Annotated in this window: 24 protein-coding genes; 11 read left to right on the forward strand and 13 right to left on the reverse strand. The window is 59.5% G+C overall.

Features of this window, described 5'->3' with window-relative positions; translation table 11 throughout:
- Nucleotides 1–102: 102 nt before the first annotated feature.
- Nucleotides 103–873, reverse strand: a complete 771-nt coding sequence (tpiA, locus tag PH547_RS01640) for a triose-phosphate isomerase (protein WP_104823137.1) — start codon at nt 871–873, stop codon at nt 103–105.
- 141 nt (nt 874–1,014) lie between these two features.
- Nucleotides 1,015–1,911, reverse strand: a complete 897-nt coding sequence (locus PH547_RS01645) for a dienelactone hydrolase family protein (RefSeq protein ID WP_104823138.1) — start codon at nt 1,909–1,911, stop codon at nt 1,015–1,017.
- A gap of 200 nt (nt 1,912–2,111) precedes the next feature.
- Between PH547_RS01645 and parE the strand changes: the two genes are divergently transcribed.
- The 3 genes from parE (at nt 2,112) to PH547_RS01660 (ending at nt 6,775) form a co-directional block, all read left to right on the forward strand.
- Nucleotides 2,112–4,175 carry a DNA topoisomerase IV subunit B gene (gene parE, locus PH547_RS01650; RefSeq protein WP_104823139.1) on the forward strand — a complete coding sequence of 688 codons (2,064 nt, stop codon included), beginning with the start codon at nt 2,112–2,114 and terminating at the stop codon, nt 4,173–4,175.
- Nucleotides 4,176–4,323: 148 nt separating this feature from the next.
- Nucleotides 4,324–5,457, forward strand: a complete 1,134-nt coding sequence (locus tag PH547_RS01655; protein WP_104823140.1) for an esterase-like activity of phytase family protein — start codon at nt 4,324–4,326, stop codon at nt 5,455–5,457.
- Nucleotides 5,458–5,596: 139 nt separating this feature from the next.
- Nucleotides 5,597–6,775 carry an AI-2E family transporter gene (locus PH547_RS01660; RefSeq protein WP_104823141.1) on the forward strand — a complete coding sequence of 393 codons (1,179 nt, stop codon included), beginning with the start codon at nt 5,597–5,599 and terminating at the stop codon, nt 6,773–6,775.
- 64 nt (nt 6,776–6,839) lie between these two features.
- Here PH547_RS01660 and PH547_RS01665 read toward each other — a convergent pair whose 3' ends face one another.
- From PH547_RS01665 to PH547_RS01680, 4 genes are all read right to left on the reverse strand, one after another.
- Nucleotides 6,840–7,304 (reverse strand): GNAT family N-acetyltransferase, encoded by a 465-nt coding sequence (locus PH547_RS01665; RefSeq protein ID WP_199773551.1) that lies wholly within the window; start codon nt 7,302–7,304, stop codon nt 6,840–6,842.
- Nucleotides 7,305–7,338: 34 nt separating this feature from the next.
- A complete protein-coding gene (locus PH547_RS01670; RefSeq protein WP_445944990.1) occupies nt 7,339–8,478 on the reverse strand; it encodes a DUF2336 domain-containing protein in 1,140 nt (379 codons plus the stop codon).
- A 130-nt stretch (nt 8,479–8,608) separates the two neighbouring features.
- On the reverse strand, nt 8,609–9,214 hold the full coding sequence (locus PH547_RS01675; protein ID WP_104823143.1) for a flavin reductase family protein: 606 nt from the start codon (nt 9,212–9,214) through the stop codon (nt 8,609–8,611).
- Complete coding sequence (locus PH547_RS01680; RefSeq protein WP_104823144.1) at nt 9,214–9,801, reverse strand: nitroreductase family protein; 588 nt, start codon at nt 9,799–9,801, stop codon at nt 9,214–9,216. The genes PH547_RS01675 and PH547_RS01680 overlap by 1 nt, the downstream gene beginning before the upstream one ends.
- Before the next feature lie 110 nt (nt 9,802–9,911).
- On the opposite strand from PH547_RS01680, the gene PH547_RS01685 reads away from it, so the two are divergent.
- On the forward strand, nt 9,912–11,042 hold the full coding sequence (locus tag PH547_RS01685) for a hypothetical protein (protein WP_104823145.1): 1,131 nt from the start codon (nt 9,912–9,914) through the stop codon (nt 11,040–11,042).
- 35 nt (nt 11,043–11,077) lie between these two features.
- Here PH547_RS01685 and PH547_RS01690 read toward each other — a convergent pair whose 3' ends face one another.
- The 5 genes from PH547_RS01690 to PH547_RS01710 form a co-directional block, all read right to left on the reverse strand.
- Nucleotides 11,078–11,917 carry a lysophospholipid acyltransferase family protein gene (locus PH547_RS01690; RefSeq protein WP_104823146.1) on the reverse strand — a complete coding sequence of 280 codons (840 nt, stop codon included), beginning with the start codon at nt 11,915–11,917 and terminating at the stop codon, nt 11,078–11,080.
- A gap of 145 nt (nt 11,918–12,062) precedes the next feature.
- Nucleotides 12,063–14,051, reverse strand: coding sequence for a threonine--tRNA ligase (thrS, locus tag PH547_RS01695; RefSeq protein WP_104823147.1), 1,989 nt, complete (start codon nt 14,049–14,051; stop codon nt 12,063–12,065).
- Nucleotides 14,052–14,177: 126 nt separating this feature from the next.
- Nucleotides 14,178–14,705, reverse strand: a complete 528-nt coding sequence (locus PH547_RS01700; protein ID WP_260303870.1) for a DUF1697 domain-containing protein — start codon at nt 14,703–14,705, stop codon at nt 14,178–14,180.
- On the reverse strand, nt 14,702–15,139 hold the full coding sequence (yidD, locus tag PH547_RS01705) for a membrane protein insertion efficiency factor YidD (protein ID WP_260303871.1): 438 nt from the start codon (nt 15,137–15,139) through the stop codon (nt 14,702–14,704). The genes PH547_RS01700 and yidD overlap by 4 nt, the downstream gene beginning before the upstream one ends.
- Nucleotides 15,140–15,154: 15 nt before the next feature.
- Nucleotides 15,155–15,616 carry an iron-sulfur cluster assembly scaffold protein gene (locus PH547_RS01710; RefSeq protein ID WP_260303872.1) on the reverse strand — a complete coding sequence of 154 codons (462 nt, stop codon included), beginning with the start codon at nt 15,614–15,616 and terminating at the stop codon, nt 15,155–15,157.
- A 293-nt stretch (nt 15,617–15,909) separates the two neighbouring features.
- Between PH547_RS01710 and folE the strand changes: the two genes are divergently transcribed.
- The 3 genes from folE (at nt 15,910) to PH547_RS01725 (ending at nt 18,077) form a co-directional block, all read left to right on the forward strand.
- Nucleotides 15,910–16,533, forward strand: a complete 624-nt coding sequence (folE, locus tag PH547_RS01715) for a GTP cyclohydrolase I FolE (protein ID WP_104823151.1) — start codon at nt 15,910–15,912, stop codon at nt 16,531–16,533.
- Between the two features lie 25 nt (nt 16,534–16,558).
- Nucleotides 16,559–17,008, forward strand: coding sequence for a phosphoribosyl-AMP cyclohydrolase (gene hisI / locus PH547_RS01720; RefSeq protein ID WP_260303873.1), 450 nt, complete (start codon nt 16,559–16,561; stop codon nt 17,006–17,008).
- 103 nt (nt 17,009–17,111) lie between these two features.
- Entirely contained in the window at nt 17,112–18,077 is a 966-nt protein-coding gene (locus tag PH547_RS01725) for a patatin-like phospholipase family protein (protein WP_104823153.1), read from the forward strand.
- 172 nt (nt 18,078–18,249) lie between these two features.
- Here the strand turns inward: PH547_RS01725 and PH547_RS01730 are convergent, their stop codons facing one another.
- Both PH547_RS01730 and PH547_RS01735 read right to left on the reverse strand, forming a co-directional pair.
- Entirely contained in the window at nt 18,250–18,684 is a 435-nt protein-coding gene (locus PH547_RS01730; RefSeq protein WP_285167294.1) for a CBS domain-containing protein, read from the reverse strand.
- Nucleotides 18,685–18,857: 173 nt separating this feature from the next.
- Entirely contained in the window at nt 18,858–19,619 is a 762-nt protein-coding gene (locus tag PH547_RS01735) for a rhomboid family intramembrane serine protease (RefSeq protein ID WP_104823155.1), read from the reverse strand.
- Between the two features lie 322 nt (nt 19,620–19,941).
- Between PH547_RS01735 and PH547_RS01740 the strand changes: the two genes are divergently transcribed.
- From PH547_RS01740 to PH547_RS01755, 4 genes are all read left to right on the forward strand, one after another.
- Nucleotides 19,942–20,571 carry a PAS domain-containing protein gene (locus tag PH547_RS01740; protein WP_285167295.1) on the forward strand — a complete coding sequence of 210 codons (630 nt, stop codon included), beginning with the start codon at nt 19,942–19,944 and terminating at the stop codon, nt 20,569–20,571.
- Nucleotides 20,572–20,655: 84 nt separating this feature from the next.
- Complete coding sequence (locus PH547_RS01745) at nt 20,656–21,285, forward strand: PilZ domain-containing protein (protein ID WP_260303875.1); 630 nt, start codon at nt 20,656–20,658, stop codon at nt 21,283–21,285.
- 70 nt (nt 21,286–21,355) lie between these two features.
- On the forward strand, nt 21,356–22,318 hold the full coding sequence (gene pip / locus PH547_RS01750; protein WP_285167296.1) for a prolyl aminopeptidase: 963 nt from the start codon (nt 21,356–21,358) through the stop codon (nt 22,316–22,318).
- Between the two features lie 402 nt (nt 22,319–22,720).
- Entirely contained in the window at nt 22,721–23,326 is a 606-nt protein-coding gene (locus PH547_RS01755; protein WP_104823159.1) for a transglutaminase-like cysteine peptidase, read from the forward strand.
- The last annotated feature ends 40 nt before the right edge of the window (nt 23,327–23,366 follow it).

A 23,366-nucleotide genomic window follows, 5' to 3' on the forward strand; every position in this document is an offset into this window, starting at 1 on the left:
CCCGCGGGCGCGGGCATTAAAAAGAAAAGCTCGCGGCTCTTTACATGAGGCTCTCGCCTATTCCAAGTCCTTTTAAGACCGGAATACAGGCAAGTGAAACCTTCAGGCGAACTGCCGTTCGAATGCGCCATAAATGGCGAGGAAGTCGACGGCTTTCAAGCTTTGGCCACCGACGAGCAAACCGTTGACATTGGCGACAGCAAGCAGGTCGGCCGCATTCGCGCCGTTGACCGAGCCGCCGTAGAGAAGACGAAACTTTTCGCCATCGGCGCCGAAGCGCGCCACCAATTCCTTGCGGATGAAGGCATGTGCTTCCTCGACATCCGCTGTGGTGGGAACCTTGCCCGTGCCGATCGCCCAGACGGGCTCATAGGCGATGACGGTCGTTTCCGAGACGGCGCCATCGGGCGTGGAACCGGCAAGCTGACGCTTGAGCACATCCAGCGTCTGGCCATTGTCGCGCTCGTCCGCCGTTTCGCCGATGCAGATGATAGTGACGAGCTCGGCCGCAAGCGCCGCTTCCGTCTTGGCGCGCACCAGCGCGTCGCTTTCAGCGTGATTCCTGCGGCGCTCGGAATGGCCGACGATCACATGTGTGCCGAAGCAATCCGCGATCATCGCGGCGGAGACGTCGCCGGTATGCGCGCCGCTGACCAATTGATGGCAATCCTGCGCTCCGATTGCCAGCGGACTGTCGTCGCAGAGCGCGGTCGCAACATAGAGAAGGGTTGCCGGCGGGCAGAGCAGCGTATCGATCTTCTCGGATAGCGGCGCTTTCACGCCCTCCGCGATAGCCTTGACCTGGTCCAGGCTGGCCCGCGTGCCGTTCATCTTCCAATTTCCCGCCAGAAGCGGTCGTATTTTTTGCGTCATTCGGCGTTTCCCTCCCGTCAACTCTCTGTGGCACTAACAAAACTAAGGCAGAAAGAAAAGTTGTCGAAAGCGGCCGGAACAAGTTCAAACCGTTTAAAAAATCGCTTTTCCGAAATTAAATCGAAATTTTTTCGAAGAAAATTATGACGGCTGTGGATCAAGGAGCCAATTCAGCACCTTCCGCCAGTCGGTCATGCGTACCGGTGTGCCATGGTTGCCGGTGGCAAACAGGGTGAATCGCGTCGGGTAATGCGTCTTGTAGAGTTTTTCGAACAGAGCTTCCTGGTCGGTAGCGGCGTAGACCGGGTCCTTGCTGCCATGGGTGAACCAGACCGGCAACTTCGCCTTGTAGAAAGCGCTTTTGACGAAATCCGGATCGGTGACTCCGCTCAAAATCGCCATCCCTTTCAGACGCTTGACGCTTTCAGCGTCGCGCGTGATACCCCAGCAAATGAAGCTGCCCATGGAGGCGCAGGTGAGGATGACAGGCCTGCCGCCGGATTGCTCGTAGGAATAGCGGATCAGGGCCGCGATGTCGGCGACGCCGTCGCTGTCGAAGCTCTTTACGCTCGGCGCGTAGTATGTACCGCCGCTGATATAGGCGAGGTTTTTCAGCCGGTTGAAATTACCGCCGAACGTGTAGTCGTTCGACCCCAGCCTGCGGTCGCCGCCGCGGCCGTGGATGAAGATCACTGTGAAGGCCTGCTTGGATGCCGGGCCGATGCGGGTCACGTCGAGCTTGCGGTCGCCGAGCGGCAAAGTTTCGTCCTCTTGCGCTTTCCATCGCACGCCGGTGGCGACATAGGCCGGCTTGACGCGCCGTTCCGGCACCTCGTCGCGGCCGTTGATGTCCCGCATTTCCTGGTAGTCGATCGTCTGGAAAGCACCATTGTCATGGCTTTCGAGGACCGTCTGATTGGAAAACAGGTCATCCTTGAAAGGCTTCAAGGCCTCTGCGGCGGCACCCGACGCGGCTGCTAGCGGCAAAAACGCCGCAATTGCTGCTAAAATCGACAAATGAGCTGTGGACATTCGCATGCGGACACTTCCCTCGATAGGCCCACGGGCTTGCCATTCGCCGCCCGGCAACGCAAATCTTTTTTCCGAATTTGCCCCGTTACCGGGGTGCCATCGCGCTCGCGCGTCGTTTCTGGCAGAATCACGGTGATTCGCGAAACTGACGGCAAATGCGGTGATTTTGGGGTATGACCCCTTCAAGGACAAATCTGAACAGTTCCATGGATAACAGCAACGATCTCTTCTCCGGACTGCCCCTTTCGCCGAAACCGGAAGCGGCGGACAAGCCGGTCGTCAAGGCTGAAAAGCCTGTGGCCGCCCCTGCCCCGCGCCCTGCGCCGGCCACCTCGACTGCCGAGGAATATGGGGCGAATTCGATCCGCGTTCTCGAAGGGCTGGAGCCGGTGCGCATGCGCCCCGGCATGTATATCGGCGGCACGGACGAGAAGGCGTTGCATCATCTCTTCGCCGAAGTCATCGACAATTGCATGGACGAGGCCGTCGCCGGCCATGCCGATTTCATCGACGTGTATCTCGACCAGCAGGGCTATCTGACCGTCACCGACAATGGCCGCGGCATTCCGGTCGAAAACCATCCGCAGGTGCCGGGCAAGTCGACGCTCGAAGTCATCATGACCAAGCTGCATGCCGGCGGTAAATTCGACGGCAAGGCCTATGAGACCTCGGGCGGTCTGCACGGCGTCGGCGTGTCTGTCGTCAATGCGCTGTCCGATGATCTCGAAGTCGAGGTGGCGCGCAATCGCAAGCTCTATCGCCAGCGCTTTTCGCGTGGCCTGCCCCAGGGCGGGCTGGAAGAACTCGGCGATGTCCATAACCGTCGCGGCACCCGCGTGCGCTTCCATCCCGATCCGCAGATCTTCGGCGAGCATGCCAAGTTCGATCCTGCCCGCGTCTTCCGTATGGCGCGGTCCAAAGCCTATCTTTTCGGCGGCGTAGAGATCCGCTGGAGCTGCGATCCGGAATTGGTGCATGGAGGCTCCGATGTTCCGGAAAAGGCCGTCTTCCACTTCCCCGGCGGTCTGAAGGATTACCTCAAGGCGACGATGGGCAACGAGTTCACCGTCACGCGCGAGATTTTCGCCGGCAAGTCGGAGAAGGCAAGCGGCCATGGTTCGCTGGAGTGGGCGATCACTTGGTACGGCGGCGACCCGCAGATCCATTCCTATTGCAATACCATTCCAACCCCCGAAGGCGGCACGCATGAAGCGGGCCTGCGCATCGCGCTCACTAAGGGGCTGAAGAACTATGCCGAGATGACGCAGAACAAGCGCGCGGCGGGTATCACCACCGACGACGTGATGATCTCCGGCGTCGGCATGCTTTCCATCTTCATTCGCGAACCGGAATTCGTCGGCCAGACCAAGGACAGGCTCGCGACCGTCGAGGCGCAGCGCATAGTCGAAAATGCATTGCGCGATCCCTTCGATCATTATCTCACCGACAATCCGGCCGAAGCCGAAAAGCTGCTGGAATGGGTGATCGAGCGTTCCGAGGAGCGCCTGCGCCGCCGCAAGGAGAAGGAAGTCAACCGCAAGACGGCGGTGCGCAAGCTGCGCCTGCCGGGCAAGCTCGCCGATTGTTCGCAGAATACCGCCGAAGGCGCCGAACTCTTCCTCGTCGAAGGTGATTCGGCTGGCGGCTCCGCCAAGCAGGCGCGCAACCGCACGAACCAGGCGATCCTGCCGCTGCGCGGCAAGATCCTCAACGTCGCCAGCGCCGGCCGCGAGAAGCTCTCCGCCAACCAGCAGATCGCCGATCTCGTCCAGGCGCTCGGCTGCGGCACGCGCTCGAAATATCGCGAAGAGGACCTTCGTTATCAGCGCATCGTCGTTATGACCGATGCCGACGTCGACGGCGCCCATATCGCCTCGCTGCTAATTACATTCTTCTATCAGGAAATGCCCGAGCTGATCCGTGGAGGCCACCTTTTCCTGGCCGTGCCACCGCTCTACAAGATCACGCAGGGGTCGAAATCCATCTACGCCCGCGACGACGCCCATCGGCTGGAGCTGATGGAGACCGAGTTCAAAGGCAAAGGTAAGGTCGAGATCAGCCGCTTTAAAGGCCTTGGCGAAATGCTTCCTGCCCAGCTCAAGGAAACGACGATGGACCCGGCGAGACGTACGCTCTTGCGTGTCGAGATCGACGAGGTGGATTTCGAGGGCACGCGCGAAGCCGTCGACAATCTCATGGGCACCAAGGCGGATGCCCGTTTCCGCTTTATCCAGGAGCGTGCGGCATTTGCGGAGAATCTGGATATTTAGCGGCTGCGTCTCCGGCTGCGGCAAAAGCGACTTCGCGATATTTTTATCGAACTGACCGATATCCGTAACGAAAGCGTCACGGGCGGATGCATAGATGCGGCATCTTTGCGAACCCGCCAACTCATGATCCGGATGTGACGATATCGCCATGTTGAAGCCCTTTTTGATGACTGCCGCCGCTGCCCTTTTTTTCGGTTCCACCGCTGCCCAGGCCACCGACATCGGTACGATCGATGTCCCCTGCCCCTTCGGTGACTGCAAGGCGGGTATCAGCCTCTCCTATCTCGGCGAATACGACATTCCGACAGGATTCATGGAAAACGGCGTTGAGGTCGGCGGTCTCTCCGGCATCGATTTCGACCCTTCGACCGGCCATTATGTCTCCATCAGCGACGACCGCTCCGAAAAGGCACCAGCGCGCTTCTACGATCTCGATATCGATGTCAGCGCCGCCGGCCTCAAGGGCGTGACGGTGCTCGATCACGTGACGCTGAAAGATAAGAACGGCCAGCCATTCGCTACCCGCACGGTGGATTCGGAGTCGATCCGCATCGGCAAGGACGGCATCTATTGGAGCAGCGAAGGCGACGGCAAGGCGCTGCTGCCGCCTTTCGTGCGGGTTGCCAATCGCGACGGCAGCTTCGTGCGCGAACTGCCGCTACCCGCAGGCTTTGCACCGACCGCCGACAAGAGCACCGGCATCCGCGACAATCTGGCTTTCGAGGACCTGACCTTTCTCTCCGGCGGCGATCTCCTCGTCGGCATGGAATCGGCGCTTTACCAGGACGGGCCGATAGCGACGCTGACCAACGGCGCGCTTGCCCGCCTGATCCGCTATGACGCGGCCACCGGCGAACAGAAGGCGCAATATGTCTATCCGGTCTCGCCGATCCCGCAGGCGGCTGGCAAACCTGGCGGCTGGAATGATTTCGGCATGTCGGATTTCGTGGCGCTGGACGACCGGCACGTGCTGTCGATCGAACGCGGCTATGCGCAGGATGTCGGCAATTCGGCCGTCATCAATATGTTCGATCTCGAAGGCGCAACCGATGTTTCGAACATCCCGTCCTTGGCGAAGACCGATCAGCGTATCGTGCCCGTGCGCAAGGCCCAGGTCATGGATCTGCGCGCGCTCGGCCTTGCGCCTGACAACATCGAGGGCATCACCTTCGGCAAGGCGAAAGACGGTACGGATGTGTTGATTTTCGTTGCCGACAACAATTTCAATCCGACGCAGAAGACACAGTTCTTTGCCTTCAAGGTCATCCGCCGGCCGCAATAATAGGCGGTCTACTCTCGCGTCGGTAGTCGTCCGGCTGTCACGGCAACGGAATATATAGGCTTTCAAGTAGAGGCCCTTGAAACAGCCTAGATCATACCCCATAACCGGTTGATCTAATAAAAAGAGTGAAGCAAGTCCGGTGGGTGTATTCGAACGTCATAAGCCAAGGGAGCCGCGTTGGCTGGGGCCGAGCGCGCCCGCGCGCATGGCCCTTATTCCGTCGATTTCGGCGGCGCGTTGGCTGCTGATCCTGATTGCCGCTGCCGGCATCTATTTCTTCTACGGTTTTCTCGTTCCCGTGCTGGCCGCGGCGGTGATCGGTTTCGCCACCTGGCCGCTTTATAGTGACCTCGTGCGCCGCACCAACGGCAACACGACGCTTGCGGCAACCATCGCCATCGCCTTCATCGTGACCTTTCTGGTGCTGCCGATCGTGCTCTCGGCCATCTATATGGTCGGCGAGGTGCGCGAATGGTTTACCTGGGCAGTACATGTCAACCGCGATGGTGCGCCACCGCCGCAATGGATCCTGGCGCTGCCGATAATCGGCTCCTGGCTTGGCGATCAGTGGACGCAATATGTCGGCAGCCCCGGTTCCATCGGCGAATTGGCGCAGCTCGTCAGCGGCGCCCATATCGGCAATATCTATCGGGCAGTGCTTGCCGCCGGCGGCGGCGCCTTCCACGTCGTGTTGACTTTGCTGTTCATGCTGATCGCCCTGTTTTTCATCTATCGCGACGGAGCCAGCTTCGTCCGTCAGGTCGATCTTTTGGGCGAACGTATCCTGCCGAACCGTTGGGAGCGCATTTCTCGCGTTGTCCCGGCAACGATCAGCTCCACGGTCATGGGCATGACGTTGATCGCCATCGGCGAAGGCGTCGTGCTGGGCGTTGCCTATTGGATCGCGGGCGCGCCATCGGCAGTCACGCTCGGCGTTCTGACGGGGGTCATGGCGCTCGTGCCTGGCGGCGCGCCGCTCTCCATGTCGCTCGTCTCCATCTATCTGCTCGCCAGCGGCTCACCCTGGGCGGGCGCTGGGCTATTCGTGTGGGGGACGGTCGAACTCTTCATCGTCGACAAGACGCTGCGGCCGAAGCTGGTCGGCGGCCCGATCAAGCTGCCTTTCCTGCCGACCTTTTTCGGCCTTGTCGGCGGGGTCAAGACCATGGGCTTCCTCGGCCTGTTCATCGGCCCGGTGCTCATGGCCATCATCGTCGCTATCTGGCGCGAATGGATCCGCGAGGCGGAATTGACCGAGGAACAGCACGCTCAGGAGCCGGAACTGCAATTGCGTATCCGGGACGGTTCGGACGGCTGATTAGGGCGCCGTACGTTCATTCGAGCGCGCAAAAGGTCGCTCCAATCTCTGGAATCTGGGCGTCTTATCCCTGCGGGAAAGTCTTCTCCATGAACAGGCTGAGCGGATCAAGCCCGTAGCCGCCGAACGGTCCGATCTCCGTATAGCCGAACTTGCTGTAGAGGCTGATTGCCTCCGGCTGATATATGCCGGTTTCGAGCCGTAGCGCCGTCAGCGTCCTTTCCGTCGCTTTTTCTTCCAGCGCTTCCATCAGCATCTGTGCGACCTTGCGTCCCCTGGCAAGCGGATCGACAAACATACGCTTGATCTCCGCGGTGCCATCCCCCGCCTCGACCAGCGCGCAGCAGCCGACCGCATTGCCATCGAGCCGCGCGACCCAGAAGGTCACTTCGGGCCTCTCCAGCGATTCCAGATCGAGCAAGTGGTTGCTCTCCGGCGGATAGAGCGACTGCGCATAGGCACTGGACATGTCGAGAAGACGGATAACGCCGTCTTGGCGCGGTGATTCAACGGCAATTGTTAGCGGCAAGATAGATTCCTAAAGCTGCAATAGCCGATGACTATCACGCTGCGGCAAGAGCTGCCAGAGCCGCGAATGTCCGCGCCGTCTGCCGGCGCTCCGCATTGGCAAGCTTCTCCACCATGTCCAGCAATTGCAATGCCGCGATGGGCGATTGTTCTGCAAGTCGGAACTTACGCATCAACCGCGCCGAAACATTTTCCAACATGGTGCCGCCATTGGCGCGCGATGCCTCACGCCAGATCAATGTCGCCTCGACAAAGACCAGGCTGATATCGCGCGACAGGCCGGCGGATTCATAAAGCGCGCGGACGGCATAAACGCGGCCGGTGGAAAGGATGGAGCGCACGCGCCGCTCGTCGCAGGCCGAAAGATTGGTGATCGCGCCGGCGAAGAAGTCCACCTTGCCGGAGCAAAGCGCATGCATCAGGAAAGCCGGCGTCAACCAGCCGGACTGCCTGAGGTGCTCGACCAGATCGGGAATGTCCTCATGCTGCACTGTGCCGGCGATGGAAACCGTCGCCGCCTCACTGGCCTCCCGCGTAAGGTGCTGAAGCCTGCCCGCGCCGATCGTGGCCTGAATGAGACTTGAGCCCGCCAGCGCCTCGCTGACATGCCGCATCAGAAGGTGACGGATGTCAGACGGCAGCGCGTCTCGATCCAGAAGCAGACCGCGTATGTCGGCGTGATCGCCAAGGCGCTCGGCGATCCGCTTCAACGAAGCGCGCGACAACGAGGCGCCGTCGTTTTCCAATAGGCAAAGGATTTCGGTCTCACCGCCGATTTCGGCGAGCGCTGCGGAAACCGACCGCGATACCCGTCCGCGCGAGGCGATCAGCACGCGCGTCACATTGCTACCGCGCAGCGCGAGGTCGACAAGATCTGCATCGGTGAACACAGGGGAAAACAGAATGACCTGCCCCGCGATCTCGGGTTGATCTTCCGCCAGCGACAGGATGACGTTACGCGGCGCATCCGGGGAACGGGCTACGGCCTCGGCCAGCGAGAGGCGCACGCGCGGCGATGGATCGTCGAGCATATAGGTCATCGCCATCTCGGCGGCGGCCCGCTCTTCTCGTGGCATCACCGATTGCAGATAGGCCCGCCCGAGTGCATTGGCAGCCCTCGCCCTACCCTCTGCTTTGGCGGTCTCGGCCCAGCGAAGAAATGCTTCTATGATCACGTAACGCCTCGATATCGGCGGGACGATTCTCGGCCCGCAAACTCATATCGGATACGTTAACGATGAAAGGTTTACGGGCCGTTTACCTTATTTATTAACCACTAATGCGAGGCCCGGCAGAGCACTGATGTCACGGCGCTTTTGGCCGCAGCAGTTCGAAGACATCGCTGCCCTCGCTATAGTCCATGTAGCCCATGCGTGCGACGGGCCGCGCCAGCGCCATATCCAGCCGGCCGTCCCGAATGATTGCCTCATCGATATGGATGCCGACGACCTGGCCGAGGACCATGATATTTTCCGATGGCTCGCCGTTCAGCCCCTTAGGCTGCATGACCTCGGTCACCCGGCATTCGAGCACGGCAAAGGCTTCGGCGACATAGGGAGCGTCGACCAGCCTGCCGGGTTCGGCAGTCAGCCCGGCCAGGGAGAACTCGTTGATACCGTAAGGCACGGCGATCGAGGAATGGTTCATCTTTTCGATGAGGTTGCGGCTGACGAGGTTGGCGGTGAAAACGCCGGTTTCCTCGACATTGCGAACGCTGTCCTTCCGGCCCGCCGACGAGAACATTACCAGCTTTGGCCGGTCGCTGACTGCGTTGAAGAAGGAGTAAGGCGATAGATTGAGCGAACCGTCCCTGCCCTTGCTGCCGATCCAGCCGATGGGCCGCGGCGCAACGATGGCCTTGAAGGGATCATGGGCCAAGCCATGGCGATTGGTGTCCGTCGTGTAGAACATCACGCGTCTTCGCCGCCGACCCAGGTCACGGTCTCGGTCAATTCCGGGCGCGGGCGCTCGGTAGATGGGAAGGTGGAAGAACCGATATGGATAAAGCCGGCTACCTTTTCGCCCGGCTGGACGCCGAGCAGCGGATAGGCACGTTCGTCATAGGCGAACCATTCGGTCAGCCAGTTCGAAACCCAGCCATGGGCATTCGCCGCGATCAGCAGGTTAAGGCAAAGCGCGCCGGCCGACATCAACTGTTCCCATTCCGGGATCTTGAAATGCGGCCCCGCCTTGCTGACGACTGCAATAACGACCGGCGCGCGGGTGAACCGCGTACGCTCGACCTGGATCATCTCTTCGGACAAGTCCGGCTTAGCTTCGAGCGCGAGCTTCAATAGCTCTTCGCCGATCCGCGCGCGCTCTTCGCCGCGATAGACGATGAAGCGCCACGGGGCGAGTTTGCCGTGATCCGGCACGCGCGAGGCGAGCCGCAGAATATCTTCGATTTCGGCTTTATCCGGGCCGGGTTCCATCATCTGAAAAGCGGGAATGGATCGGCGCACCGCCAGATAATCGACCAGCTTGATATCGGTTTTCATGGAATGATTGCTTTCATTTTCATGCGCGGGAGGAAGTGGGTCTTGAATTTGCCACTGCATTGGTCTTGAAGTGGCGTGTGTTTTACCGGAAGTCAATCGGTTAGGAACTCATGTCAGGCATTTCATCCGCTCGCCGATTGGGTACGGCTTTCGCGATACTCGCGAGCCTGAGCACTGTTGCGTCGGCGCAGGATGCCTTCAAGGAGTTCAAGCAGCTCGACGGTAGCGTGAAGATGCCGAAGCTCAACGCCTTCATCGCGCCGGGCGGGGAAAATTCATCCGCTCAAACGCTGCGCGACGTCTCGCTCGAGGCGAAGCTGGGGCCTGACAGCGGCCCGCAATTGCAGGGCCTTTCCTGGTATGTCTTCAGCCCCTTTGCCGGTGCCGACGGCAAGCTGCCGCTGGTTGCGAGCTCGAAAGGCGGCTCGGCGTCCTTTCATCTCATGCCCGGCGATTATTTCGTCAACGTCTCCTTCGGCCGCGCCGGCGTCACCAAGAAGTTGACCGTGCCTGAAAGCGGCGTGCTGCAGAAGCAGATCATGGTCCTCGACGCCGGTGGCATGGTGCTGAACGCCGTCTCCGGCTCCGACGTACGCATCCCGCCGGATGAGCTGAGTTTTTCGATCTATTCCAACGATGCGAAGGAAGACGGCGAGCGCGGTCTCGTCATGTCCGGTGTCAAGCCGAACACGCTGGTGGGCCTCAGCGCCGGCACCTATCACGTCGTCTCCGAATATGGTGCCGTCAACGCCGTCATCCGTGCCGACATCCAGGTGGAAACCGGCAAGGTGACCGAAGCGACGATTCAGCACAAGGCGGCGAAAATCACCTTCAAGCTGGTGTCGGACGCCGGCGGTGAGGCGATCGCCGATACGGCCTGGTCGATCCTGACTTCTTCCGGCGATATCGTCGGCGAAAGCCTCAGCGCCTTCCCCACCATGGTACTTGCGGAGGGCCAATATACGGCCATTGCCCGCAACAAGGACAAGATCTATCAGCGCGACTTTGCCGTCGCGGCCGGCAAGAATACCGATATTGAAGTGCTGATGAAGGAACAGCAGCCGCAGGACGCCAACGATCAGCAGCAGCCCGCGCAGCAGATTCCCATCCCGTCGGCACAGGTGCAGCAAAACCAAGCCCCGCAAACGAAGCCGGCCGCCTCTGGCCAGCAGCACCCGTTGCCGACCTACGAGCAATTGGCACCGTCGGCTGGCGGCGACGATGGCGAAAGCATGGACTGAGGCGAGACGGGCTTCGAATTTGCGTGCGCCGGTCTTTATACGGCCTTCTTCCGTAGCGCCCGCCTTGGAGGCGCCATGGAAAATACCGCACTGTAGAGCTTCGACAACAAATCCTTGCGGTCGTTGCCTTCGCTGAGTGCCTCCCAGCTCATCAGCCTGCCGACATGAGCAGTGATGGTGCTGCCGGAAAGACGGCGGAACTCGCGGATCAGCAGCGAGATGCGCAGGGTCATCGAGACGCGGCTGGCAAGATGGAAGAGCCGGCCGTTTTGCCCTTCGAAATAGATGGGAATGACGCTGGCGCGCGCCGCCTGAATGAGCTTTGCCGGAAAGATTTTCCACGGCAAGTCCTCGGCGCGGCCAAAGCCCTTCTTGGCCGTTGCGACGCCGCCGGCGGGAAAAACGATGATTGTCGTTCCTTCCTTGAGCAGGCGAACGGCCTCGTGGCGCGTCTTCATATTGATCGCCATCGCCTCCTTGGTTTCCTCGAACGAAACCGGCAGCGAATAGTCGTTCATCTCAGGCACTTTCAACAGTTCGTTGTTGATTAGCACTTTGAACGGACGGCCGAGCTGTTCGGCGAGTGCCAGGACGGCGATCCCGTCGCCGATACCGAAGGGATGGTTGGCGACGATGACGATCGGCGCATCGGGAATGTCCTGCGGCGGCCATTCGCCCTTGGCAATCAAGCGCACATCGATGAGATCGAGCATCTTGCCAAAGACACGTTCGCTTTTGCCGACGATATCGCTGCGCCAGATGTCGTAAAGCCGGGCATAGCGATCGCGCCCCGAAAGGCCCTCGATGGAGCGGATGAACCAGCGCTTGATGCGCGTATCCCGTTCATTGGCGTAGGATAATTCTTTGAAATCCAAATCCGCGACGGGCTGCCCCGCTCCTTGAATTCAATTGCGCCGAATGTCAGGAAAGGCGCGCAACAGTTTGATTCATCATATATATTAAAGTTTCATGTCAGTTGTCTGACGGCTCCTTGAAGGTGCCGTCAGACAACATCTGATATCAAGCGGCCTTGGCCCGCTTGGCTTCACGTTTGCGCAAGACATCCGGCGGCGTCGCTTCGAGCGCCAGCGAGGCAATGGCTTCGTCGAGCGACATTGCCGTCTGTGCCTGGCTGCCGAGGCGGCGGATGTTGACCGAGCGCTCCTCGGCTTCCTTCTTACCGCAGACGATGATCACTGGAACCTTCGTCACCGAATGCTCGCGGATCTTGTAGTTGATTTTCTCGTTGCGGAAATCGGTCTCGACATCGAGCCCGGCGTCGCGCAGCGCTTCAGCAACCTCGTTGCCATATTCGTCGGCTTCCGAAGTGATGGTCGCGACCACCACCTGCAGCGGCGAGACCCAAAGCGGCATATGGCCGGCGAAGTTCTCGATCAGAATACCGAGGAAGCGCTCCATTGAGCCGCAGATGGCGCGATGGATCATCACCGGCTGCGTCTTTTCGGAATGCTGGTCGATATAGAAGGCGCCAAAGCGTTCCGGCAGGTTGAAGTCGACCTGCGTCGTGCCGCACTGCCATTCACGGCCGATTGCGTCCTTCAGCGTATATTCGAACTTCGGCCCGTAGAAAGCGCCCTCGCCCGGCAGAATGCCGGTCTTGATGCGTCCTTCGGACTGCGCCTCGATGGTCTTCAGCACGTCCATCATCACGCTTTCGGCGCGGTCCCAGAGGTCGTCGGAACCGACACGCTTGTCCGGGCGTGTCGAGAGCTTGACGACGATCTCCTTGAAGCCGAAGTCCTCATAGACCGACAGGATGAGGTCGTTGATCTTCAAGCACTCGGCGGCCATCTGCTCGTCAGTGCAGAAGATGTGGGCATCGTCCTGCGTGAAGCCGCGCACGCGCATCAGGCCATGCAGAGCACCCGATGGCTCGTAGCGATGCACTGCACCGAATTCCGCAAGCCGTATCGGCAGTTCGCGGTAGGACTTCAAGCCATGCTTGAAGATCTGGATGTGGCCGGGGCAGTTCATCGGCTTCAGCGCGAAGACGCGATCGTCATCGGTGTCATCACCGGCGACGGTAACCTTGAACATGTTGTCGCGATACCAGCCCCAGTGACCCGAGGTTTCCCAAAGCGACTTGTCGAGCACCTGCGGCGCGTTGACTTCCTGATAGTCGCCCTGCAACCGCCGGCGCATATAGGACACCAGCGTCTGGAACATCCGCCAGCCCTTGCCGTGCCAGAAGACGACGCCGGGGCCCTCTTCCTGGAAATGGAACAGGTCCATTTCGCGGCCGAGACGACGATGATCGCGCTTCTCGGCTTCCGCAAGAATGTGCAGGTAGTTATCGAGATCGGCCTGCTCGGCGAAGGCCGTGCCGTAGATGCGGGTCAGCATCGGATTGTTGCTGTCGCCGCGCCAATAGGCGCCCGCCACCTTCATCAGCTTGAAGGCCGAGCCGATCTGCCCGGTGGAAGCCATATGAGGACCACGGCAAAGGTCGAACCAATCGCCCTGGTAATAGATCTTGAGATCCTGCCCTTCCGGAATGGCATCGACAAGTTCAACTTTGTAGCGCTCGCCCTTGGAGGCGAAGACTTCCTTTGCCTTTTCGCGCGACCAGATCTGCTTGGTGAACGGCGCATTGCGCTGGATAATCTCGCGCATCTTCTTCTCGATGACCGGCAGGTCATCGGGCGTGAAGGGTTCGTTCTTGGCAAAGTCGTAGTAGAAGCCGTTTTCGATGACCGGGCCGATGGTGACCTGCGTGCCGGGCCACAGTTCCTGCACCGCTTCCGCCATGACGTGCGCCGCATCATGCCGGATCAGTTCCAGCGCTCGGTCGTCGTTGCGGGTGATGATCTCGATCTTGCCTTCGGTGATCGGATCGGAAAGGTCACGCACGGTGCCGTCGATCGCAACGGCGACGGCCTTCTTGGCAAGCGACTTGGAAATGGATTCGGCAACATCCCGGCCGGTTGCGCCAGCATCGTAGCTGCGCACGGAACCATCGGGAAATGTCAGGGAAACGGATTGGGACATCGAAATTCTCCTTGTCCAGTCCCGCCAACGAATGCGGGTGGTTTTGAAAGATGCGGTCAATCAATCTTGATTGAATGCGGTCGCCTGATAGCGATATTTAGCGATTTAGTAAAGGAAAAGCAGCCTTTACTTGCCGATCATCTTGGCCAATCCGCGCACGGTGTTCCAGTTGCGCAACGTGCCGACGCCGAGGCGTTTGGTGGTCAGCGCTGGCAGCAGACGCGTCTCGCTTGCCTTGCCGCCAAAGTCGATCCAGAGGTCGCCATCGACGATTGTGATGCGCTCGGTGCCACGATTCTTATCGAACCCAGCAATAACAGAAGCATCGAGCGGCTTGCGCATGACGCGGACGATGACTTCGCTGCCCTCGCCATCCTTGAACGGATTGCCAGCGGCAAGTTTCTGCCATCCCTCGGCATCGCGGCCGATAATGTCGACGGATTTGCCGAAAGCCTTGGTAAATCCCGCCTCAAGACGCGCCTCGATTTCCGCCATCGGCTGTTCTTCCGCTTCGAAAACGAGGTTGCCGGTCGCAACAAGCGTTCTGGCGTTGGAAAAGCCAAGCCCCTCGGCCATTGCCTTGAGATCGCTCATGACCACCCTGCGTCCGGCACCGAGCACGATGCTGTGGAGCAATGCGACGTAAGTCTTCATGCCGCTCCGGCCGGTTTCCGGCCGATGAAAAAGTAACGCCAGGGCATCCACCAATGATAGCGGGTCCCCATCGTCTCCGGCACGGGATCGAGACCGCTGGTGCCTCCTGGCCCGCAGCGCGCCACTCGGAAGAGCGTCATCCAACCGCCGGCCCATAGACCGTGACGGGCGACGGATTCGTAGCCGTATTCCGAGCAGGTCGGGATATGACGGCAAGAATTGCCGATGAAACCGGAAAGGGTCAGTTGATAGAAGCGGATGAGACCCATGCCGAGGAGCCGGTCGGGCGTCTTGCGGAAGGGGCCGGAATAATTGCGGGAATGGCTTGGCTTTCCATTGTGGTGAGGAGGTATTTTGTCGCGCCGTAGCCTTTTGGAGCTCGCAGCCGCCCCTCCGTCATCCTCGTCATCTTGCATGGAGCAGAGATGGCACATCCCGTGCGGCCCCGATTAAACGGCTTCGGCCGTTATGGCCTCGTTGGAGCCGCGCGCCGCCTCGATCTGGCCGACCGCATCCACGACGGCATCGAAGGTCAGCATCGTCGAGGCATGCCGCGCCTTGTAATCCTTAACCGGCTTCAAATAGCGCATATCCTCGAAGCGTCCTGTTGGCCCCTCGCCGTCCGCCTTCAGCATGGCGAGCATGTCTTCGCGTGCCTGGCGTACTTCGGAGGCGGTAGCGCCGACGACATGGCGCGCCATGATAGAGGAAGATGCCTGTCCGAGGGCGCAGGCCTTGACGTCGTGGGCAAAATCGGTCACGACGTCGCCGTCCATTTTGAGCCAGATCTTGACGCGGGAGCCGCAAAGTCTGGAATGGGCCTGAGCGCTTGCATCGGCGTCGGAAAGGCTGCCGATGCGTTCGATATTGCCGGCAAATTCCAAGATCTTGCTGTTGTAGATGTCGTCCATGATCGCTTTGCTCCGACGCGCCCCGTTTTGTGTTTCATAACAAAAAACACAGCGTGTCTCGTTAGGATACTTTCACAGGGACAATGCCATACTATATGTATGTCGTTCGAAGGCCATCAAATTGCAATGGTCTTCTGTAAGTTTGATGGGAAACCGTGCAGGACGGCAGGCTTGTCCGCCAGCCAGAACGCCCCGGAGCCCGCCAAAGGTGCATAGTTCTCCACGTTCCGGAGGATACCAGTGGCGAGTCCGACAAAATGAGATCCGCGGTGCGGATCAGGAGACCACAGGTAATGGACGCCATTGTAAAGAACTTTCCGCAAGCGCTTGAATCCAATCCGGTATCGGACCGCCCGTCGCAAAAGGAAGCCGAAGACGCTGTCCGCGTTCTGCTTCGCTGGGCAGGTGACGATCCGGAGCGCGAAGGCCTGCTCGATACGCCGACGCGCGTCGCCAAGGCTTACCGCGAACTCTTCTCCGGCTACGAGATGAACCCCGAGGACGTGCTCGGCCGCACCTTCGAGGAGGTTTCCGGCTACGATGACATGGTCCTCGTGCGCGACATTCCATTTTTCTCGCATTGCGAACATCACATGGTACCGATCATCGGTAAGGCGCATGTCGCCTATCTCCCGAATGGCCGCGTTCTTGGCCTGTCGAAGATCGCCCGTGTCGTTGAAATCTTCGGCCGCCGCCTGCAGACGCAGGAGGCCATGACCGCCCAGATCGCCAACGCCATCGATGACTCGCTGCGCCCGCGCGGCGTCGCCGTCATGCTCGAAGCCGAGCATATGTGCATGGCGATGCGTGGTGTGCAGAAGCAGGGCTCGTCGACGTTGACGACGACCTTCACCGGCGCCTTCAAGGCCGATCCGGCCGAGCAGGTCCGCTTCATGACCATGGTCCGGAGCCGCTGATAGGGCTTTCCACGAAAGAGCCGAGATGAACCTGGTATTCAACGAGCCTTCTGAAGATAAATCTGAGCTTGAGGATGCGGGCGATTTCACGCCCCGTTTCGATGATCGCGGTCTGATCACCGCGATCGTCACCGACGCCCATGACGGTGAATTGCTGATGGTCGCGCATATGAATGCCGAGGCCCTGGCACTGACCATTAAGACAAAAACGGCGCATTACTTCAGCCGTTCGCGTGGGAAAATCTGGAAAAAGGGTGAAACCTCCGGAAATCTGCAGACGGTGAAGGAGATGCGTACCGATTGTGATCAGGATGCTATCTGGCTGAAAGTTGAGGTCGCCGGTCACGATGCAACATGCCATACTGGACGACGTTCCTGCTTCTATCGCACGGTCGAGCTGGAGGATGGAAAGCCTGTGCTGAACGTCGTCGACGATCATCTGCATTTCGATCCCGGCGAGGTTTATGGGCACTAAGCACCGCCCGACGGCTTGGTCAGCAACAGCCGAATATACGATTTGGAAACAAAAAAGGGACAGTATTTCAGCAAGAGGCAAGTATACGCCTCGGAGGAAAGCCATGTTGAACTGGGGGTTGATTCGTCAGAGCGCCGGGCAGGTTCCTGCCGGTTCAGGTCCGACCATCTCACAGGACACACCCCCTCCACCCGCTGTTCCCGCTCCCCCTAAGAAAGTAAAGATCGCGCTGGCACTCGGCGGTGGCGCCGCCCGGGGCTGGGCGCATATCGGCGTATTGCGTGCCCTCAATGAGGCAGGTATCGAGGTCGGCATGATCGCTGGCACCTCAATCGGCGCCCTGGTCGGCGGCTGCTACCTCGCCGGCAAGCTTGACGAGCTTGAGGGTTTTGCCCGCTCACTGACCATGCGCCGCATTGCCAGCCTCCTCGATCTCACGATCGGCGGCAGCGGTCTTTTTGGCGGCATGCGGCTCACAAAGCGCATGCAGGAACACCTGGAAGGCTTCGCAATCGAGGATCTGGACCGTCCCTTCGTGGCCGTCGCTTCGGAACTAAATACCGGCCACGAGGTCTGGATCACAAACGGTTCTCTGATCACGGCACTCCGGGCATCCTATGCCCTGCCCGGCATTTTCGAGCCGGTGCGCACCAATAGCCGCACGCTGGTCGACGGGGCGCTGGTCAATCCGGTGCCCGTTTCCGTCTGCCGTGCCTACGAGCAGCCGCTCGTGGTCGCCGTCAACCTGCATTACGATCTTTTCGGCCGTTCGGCCGTCGTCAAACATAATTCCGGTCCATTGAATGGCGAGCCGCAACGCCGGGATGAGGCGCCCTATACCAAGCTCGGCATGACCGGGGTGATGGTGCAGGCTTTCAACATCATCCAGGATCGGATTTCTCGCGCACGCCTCGCCGGCGATCCGCCGGACCTGGCGCTGCATCCGCGCCTCAGCGACATCGGTCTCTCAGAGTTTCATCGCGCCGGCGAAGCGATCGAGCGCGGCTATGAAGAGACCTCCATCCGGCTCGCCGAAATCAGGCGCATGCAGGAAGCCTTTGCCCGATAGGGCATGACTCATTCGGAAATGAAAGGATGCTGCCGATGCGGAGCCGATTTCGGCTCCGGCGAGCCGGATAGCTCCGCTAATGCCGCGCTATCCGGCCTTGCTTTGGGCTCAGCGCGTTCGTCGCGGCAATCGACCCACTGGGTCGATTGCTTCGGTGATGCCGAACCGCTCCTCACCCGGCGATGTAAGCCTTGATCTGTTCGGCCTCGAGCTCGATTTCGCGGATGCGCCATTTTACGACGTCGCCGATTGAGATGATGCCCGTGAGCTTGCCTTTGTCTTCGACCGGAACATGGCGGAAGCGGCGGTGTGTCATCAGTTCCATCAGCTCGTCGGTGGTGGAGTCTTCCTTGCAGCGGTGCACCCTCGCCGTCATCAGCGAAGCAATCGGTTGATTGAGGCTGTCTTGGCCATGCTTGGCGACTGCATTGACGACATCACGCTCGGTGAAAATGCCGGAAATCTTACCCGCCATCCCGACGACGACGATGGCGCCGATACGGTTTTCACTCAGAATTTTGGCGGCTTCTGCGAGGGTCGTATTTCCTCCGGTGGTGACGACATTGCGACCTTTGGCATCAAGTATGGCTTTAACGGAAACAGACATTCGATCCTCCCATCTCGAAAGCAAAGTGAACAAATGAGCCTCGGATTTGTTCCGAATCGCCTCCGGACCTGGACCGATGCTACCTTCATCGATCCGCGCCGGTCTCCTCCCTTCGCGGCCGATAAGTGTCAATGGTGCGCTAGTGAGGCCAAGAAAGCAACAGCTTCATCCGCCTATGGAGCCGAGTTTTCGAGTTCGATGCGGGGTTCCCGGTCGAACAGGGAAAACAGCAGGAAGCCGAAAAGGAAGCCGCCGATATGGGCATCCCAGGCCACCGGCTGCGTGCTGTCGCCGACGATCGTGATGCCGAAAGCGACGAGCGCATTGCCCGCGATCCACATCACGATATAGGCGACGACCGTGCGGCTGCGCAGCGAGGCCAGGATCGACAGCCGCGGATTGAGATGGGCCTGCCGAATGCCGACACGACGGCCATCCATGGCGGGAAAGGCAAAACGGCAGGCCGCTCCCATCAGCCCTGAAACGACGCCCGATGCGCCGATCAGCAAGCTTTGGTCGCCCCAATAGATGGCGGCATGTAGGAATGCGGATGCAGCCGCTGAAAGAACCCAGAAGATCACGTAGCGCACAACACCGATCCGGCGCGCGACGGGAGCGGCAAAGACCATAAGCCACAGCCCGTTGAAGACGATATGCTCGATGCTGCCATGCAGGAGCGAATAGGTAACCGGCGTCCACAGCCATTCCAGCCCCTGTTGCGACAGCGGAAAGGCGTAACGCGCGGGAATGAAGCTGAAGGTGAAATACAACCAATTCAGCGTGTCGTCCGACCACCAGGGCAGGTTTTGAATAGCGAAGACGACGATGAGCAGGCCGAGGCTTGCGAGGATGACGGGCGGCAGGTTGAAGGCAGGAACCCGCTTCGGCGGCCGATTTTCCTCGGGCTCGTGGCGCGGCGGCTCTGCATCATCCATGATTTGCTCTGATATCTTGAGAAGGGACTCGAGACATACAGCAGCGAATATCAAAAAAAAAGCCGCCCAACCCCGTTGGACGGCTTGTTCGGGCGCTCCTCGCTGGGATGTGCCGCAATGGTTATGTCCCACGCCCGAGAATAGTTTGTGCTGAAGGTCACCCTCGTGAAGTGATGGTCTATTCTTCCCACTCATGGCCCCGCAAGGCAAATGAAACCCTCTGTTAACCTTAATGGCTCGGCCGTGGCACGAAATAAGCAAGGCATGACGTAAGGGCAATGAATGCCCCGGCATCTGAATTGAAATGGGACACAGGCGCGTCATGCGGCAGAAAACCAGCACAGAGATATTTACCTATTGGGAGCAGCTTCGCGGCAACGCGGATGCTCCCCTGCGCAATTTGATACAGCCTTCAGCGGTCCGCCATATTCTGCCACAGCTCTTCATTCTGGAGTCGATGCCGGATGAGGCGCCGCGTTTTCGGCTGGCCGGAACGGCGATCTGCGGCTTCATGGGCCGCGAGCTTCGGGGCGAGAGCTTTGCAGCATTGTGGGCGGGAAGCCAGCCTGACGATCCCGTGCGCATCGCCGCCGGCGTGATGGCACATGTCGTTCCTGCCTTGATCAACGCGACAGGTTACAGCATCAGCGGCCGCAACATAGCCTTCGAAATGGTGCTGATGCCGGTGCGTTCGGCCGGCGATATCTGCGATCGGCTGCTTGGCTGCCTGACGCCGGTTGCCCATGCGTCATGGCTCGGTGGCGAACGTCTGGAGTTCCTGGCGCTCGACCGCAGCCGCCTGCTGTACGAGCGTCCCGCCCGGCGCGTCGAATTGCCGCCGCATCTCGATCCCGTCGATTTGACCTCTCATCACGCGCTGAATCCTAAGGCGGGTGGGCGCGATCAAGGAGCGGTTGATCCATCGCGATACAGATTCAACCGTCTTCTCTGAGCTATCCCTCAGAGAAGACAACCTTACCTTAAGAAGTTTCGGCTAGTGATTGCATGAAACATAATCGGTTGAAGAAGCCTTTTCATGCATTCATTCCAGTCAGCCCAGACGACGCGGCCAAATCAATTGGCGGGGAATGCGCCTCGCATGGATCAGCGGACCTTTCAGCGGGTTCCGATCAACATGCAGGGCCGCCTGATGCTGGCCAACTACGAAGAATTCGAATGCCTGGTCACGGATATGTCGCCCGGCGACATGTACGTCACCTGCCCGGGCCGCCCACGCACCAATGAGCGTGTCGTCGCCTATATCGACCATCTCGGCCGGGTTGAGGGCCATGTCGTCGCCGTCGACGCGCGCGGCTTCAGCATGTCGATCAACGCCACCGACCGCAAGCGCGAGAAGCTCGCCGCTCAGCTCACTTGGCTGGCCAACAAGCATGAGCTCGGTCTGCCGGAAGATCGTCGTCACGACCGTCTGACACCGCGCAACACCCTCAGCGAACTGACGCTGGAAGACGACACGCGCTATGTCTGCCGCATCATGGACCTGTCGCTTTCGGGCGCGGCCGTCGATGTCGAGGCACGCCCGCCGATCGGCACGCCGGTACGCCTCGGCAACATGCGCGGCCGTGTCGTACGCCACTTCATGGAAGGCGTCGCGATCGAATTTCTCTCGCTGCAATCTCGTGAGACCTTGCGCGAATTCCTCTAATTTTGTCATCGTGCTGTCACGCCTGCTGGTGAAGTAGCGGCGTTTCGCCCCTCTGTCTGTGTGACGGCCGATGAAGACGCTTTATCCTGAAATCGAGCCCTATGATCAGGGCATGCTTGACGTCGGCGATGCGCATCGCATTTGCTGGACGCAATCGGGCAATCCGAACGGTGTTCCAGTCGTCGTCCTGCATGGTGGTCCGGGTTCCGGCAGTTCCGCCAGTACTCGCCGCTTTTTCGATCCGGAACATTATCGCATCATTCAATTCGACCAACGCGGCTGCGGCGGAAGCTTGCCGCATGCGTCGGAGCTGCAGGCAGACCTTTCCGCCAACACCACATGGCATCTGGTTGGCGACATCGAGCAGCTTCGGCTCTTCCTCGGCATCGAGCGCTGGCTGGTCTACGGCAATTCCTGGGGCTGTACTCTGGCGCTGATCTACGCCGAGACGCATCCGCAACGCGTCGCAGCCCTCATTGTCGTTGGGGTCACCATGACGCGGCAATCTGAGATCGATTGGCTCTATAACGGGCTTGCCCGCTTCTTTCCTGAAGAATGGGCTCGCTTCCGTGCTGGCGTGCCAGAGAGCGAGCGCAATGGCGATCTGGTGGCCGCATATTATCACTTGCTCCTTAATCTGGATCCGGCCGTCCATGCCAAAGCCGCCAAGGACTGGCACGACTGGGAATCGGCTTCGATCCTTATCGATATCAGCGCGACTTTGCCCAGCCGCTGGTCCGATCCCCGATATCTCACTGCAAGAGCGCGCATCATCACGCATTACTTCCATTATCGCGGCTGGCTGGAAGAGAGCCAGATATTGCGGGACATCAACCGGCTCGAGGGTATCCCCTGCACGATGATCCAGGGCCGGCTCGATCTGGAGGCACCCGTCATTACCGCGTGGGAGCTGTCGCGGGCATGGCCTGCGGCAAGATTGGTCGTGGTTCCCAATTCCGCCCATTCGCCGGCGACGTCGGAGATGGCGGCAGCCATTGTCGAAGCGACGGACGAATTTCGCGTCATCGGCTGATGGCAACGAAAAAACTCAAAATTTTTTTGAGCACGCCTTTTCCCAAAATGGCACAGCCTGAGGGGATTTCCGACATTCGTGAGGTTCGGGCGATGTGCCGAGACGAAGCTACCGTCCTATTTCGGCGCTGCTGCCGGCAAACGGTGTTCCTCGCCGACATTTGTGGGCGAAAACAAAATTATTTAAAAACAAGCGGATACGCAGAATCTCCATACGGAACCCCAAGCGGAAAAACATTCGAATTTTAATCGAATTCCCCGAAAATTTGATTCAAGTTTTGCGCTCATTTTATGACAATTCTACGCGCATTTGAATCAACTAAGTCCTTAATTTGACTACGTAATTTTGCGTCGGATAAAAGCCTGCATGTCATTCTGGTCCCAATAAAACAGGGACACGGACATGGGCTTTCAATTCCTTCTTCGCGGTTATGCCGCAATGGCTCTTTTTACCTTTGGCTGTCTCGGCTTCGCCCATGCGACGCCGGCCAATATGACGATCACCGGCGATGCCGCGCCGCCGATCGGTCACTATGAGTTCTGCAAGGAAAATCCGAGGGAATGCGCCTATGCCGGCGGCGATGCCGGTCCCGCTATTCTTACCGAAGATCGTTGGAAGACCATCCTGAAGATCAACTACACGGTCAATACGACGATCAAGCCTATGACCGATATGGATCTCTATGGCGTCGAGGAAAAATGGGCGATCCCGACCACTGCCGGCGATTGCGAGGATTTCGCTCTGCTGAAGCGCAAGGAGCTGATCGACGCCGGCTTTTCGGCCTCCGACCTGCTGATGACGGTCGTGCTGCAGCCGAACGGTGAAGGCCATGCCGTGCTGACGGTGCGCACCGATCGCGGCGACTTCGTTCTCGACAATATGCGCAATAAGGTGAAGCTTTGGTCGGATACCGAATACACCTTCCTGAAGCGTCAGTCCGCTGACGATCCGGCTCGCTGGGTCAAGATACAGGATGGCCGCGCCGTTGCAGTCGGCAGCTTGAAGTAGGTCGTGTTTCCGCCACGTGATCACCGGTGACCTAGCACCG

Source organism: Rhizobium cerradonense (assembly GCF_030182455.1).
Taxonomy (GTDB): domain Bacteria; phylum Pseudomonadota; class Alphaproteobacteria; order Rhizobiales; family Rhizobiaceae; genus Rhizobium.

Coding starts and splice junctions, on each gene's coding strand:
- tpiA (WP_104823137.1), bottom strand. CDS start 873: ATGACGCAAAAAATACGACCGCTTCTGGCGGGAAATTGGAAGATGAAC.
- PH547_RS01645 (WP_104823138.1), bottom strand. CDS start 1,911: ATGCGAATGTCCACAGCTCATTTGTCGATTTTAGCAGCAATTGCGGCG.
- parE (WP_104823139.1), top strand. CDS start 2,112: ATGGATAACAGCAACGATCTCTTCTCCGGACTGCCCCTTTCGCCGAAA.
- PH547_RS01655 (WP_104823140.1), top strand. CDS start 4,324: ATGTTGAAGCCCTTTTTGATGACTGCCGCCGCTGCCCTTTTTTTCGGT.
- PH547_RS01675 (WP_104823143.1), bottom strand. CDS start 9,214: ATGTTCTACACGACGGACACCAATCGCCATGGCTTGGCCCATGATCCC.
- PH547_RS01680 (WP_104823144.1), bottom strand. CDS start 9,801: ATGAAAACCGATATCAAGCTGGTCGATTATCTGGCGGTGCGCCGATCC.
- PH547_RS01685 (WP_104823145.1), top strand. CDS start 9,912: ATGTCAGGCATTTCATCCGCTCGCCGATTGGGTACGGCTTTCGCGATA.
- thrS (WP_104823147.1), bottom strand. CDS start 14,051: ATGTCCCAATCCGTTTCCCTGACATTTCCCGATGGTTCCGTGCGCAGC.
- PH547_RS01700 (WP_260303870.1), bottom strand. CDS start 14,705: ATGAAGACTTACGTCGCATTGCTCCACAGCATCGTGCTCGGTGCCGGA.
- yidD (WP_260303871.1), bottom strand. CDS start 15,139: ATGTGCCATCTCTGCTCCATGCAAGATGACGAGGATGACGGAGGGGCG.
- PH547_RS01710 (WP_260303872.1), bottom strand. CDS start 15,616: ATGGACGACATCTACAACAGCAAGATCTTGGAATTTGCCGGCAATATC.
- folE (WP_104823151.1), top strand. CDS start 15,910: ATGGACGCCATTGTAAAGAACTTTCCGCAAGCGCTTGAATCCAATCCG.
- hisI (WP_260303873.1), top strand. CDS start 16,559: ATGAACCTGGTATTCAACGAGCCTTCTGAAGATAAATCTGAGCTTGAG.
- PH547_RS01725 (WP_104823153.1), top strand. CDS start 17,112: ATGTTGAACTGGGGGTTGATTCGTCAGAGCGCCGGGCAGGTTCCTGCC.
- PH547_RS01730 (WP_285167294.1), bottom strand. CDS start 18,684: ATGTCTGTTTCCGTTAAAGCCATACTTGATGCCAAAGGTCGCAATGTC.
- PH547_RS01735 (WP_104823155.1), bottom strand. CDS start 19,619: ATGGATGATGCAGAGCCGCCGCGCCACGAGCCCGAGGAAAATCGGCCG.
- PH547_RS01740 (WP_285167295.1), top strand. CDS start 19,942: ATGCGGCAGAAAACCAGCACAGAGATATTTACCTATTGGGAGCAGCTT.
- PH547_RS01745 (WP_260303875.1), top strand. CDS start 20,656: ATGCATTCATTCCAGTCAGCCCAGACGACGCGGCCAAATCAATTGGCG.
- pip (WP_285167296.1), top strand. CDS start 21,356: ATGAAGACGCTTTATCCTGAAATCGAGCCCTATGATCAGGGCATGCTT.
- PH547_RS01755 (WP_104823159.1), top strand. CDS start 22,721: ATGGGCTTTCAATTCCTTCTTCGCGGTTATGCCGCAATGGCTCTTTTT.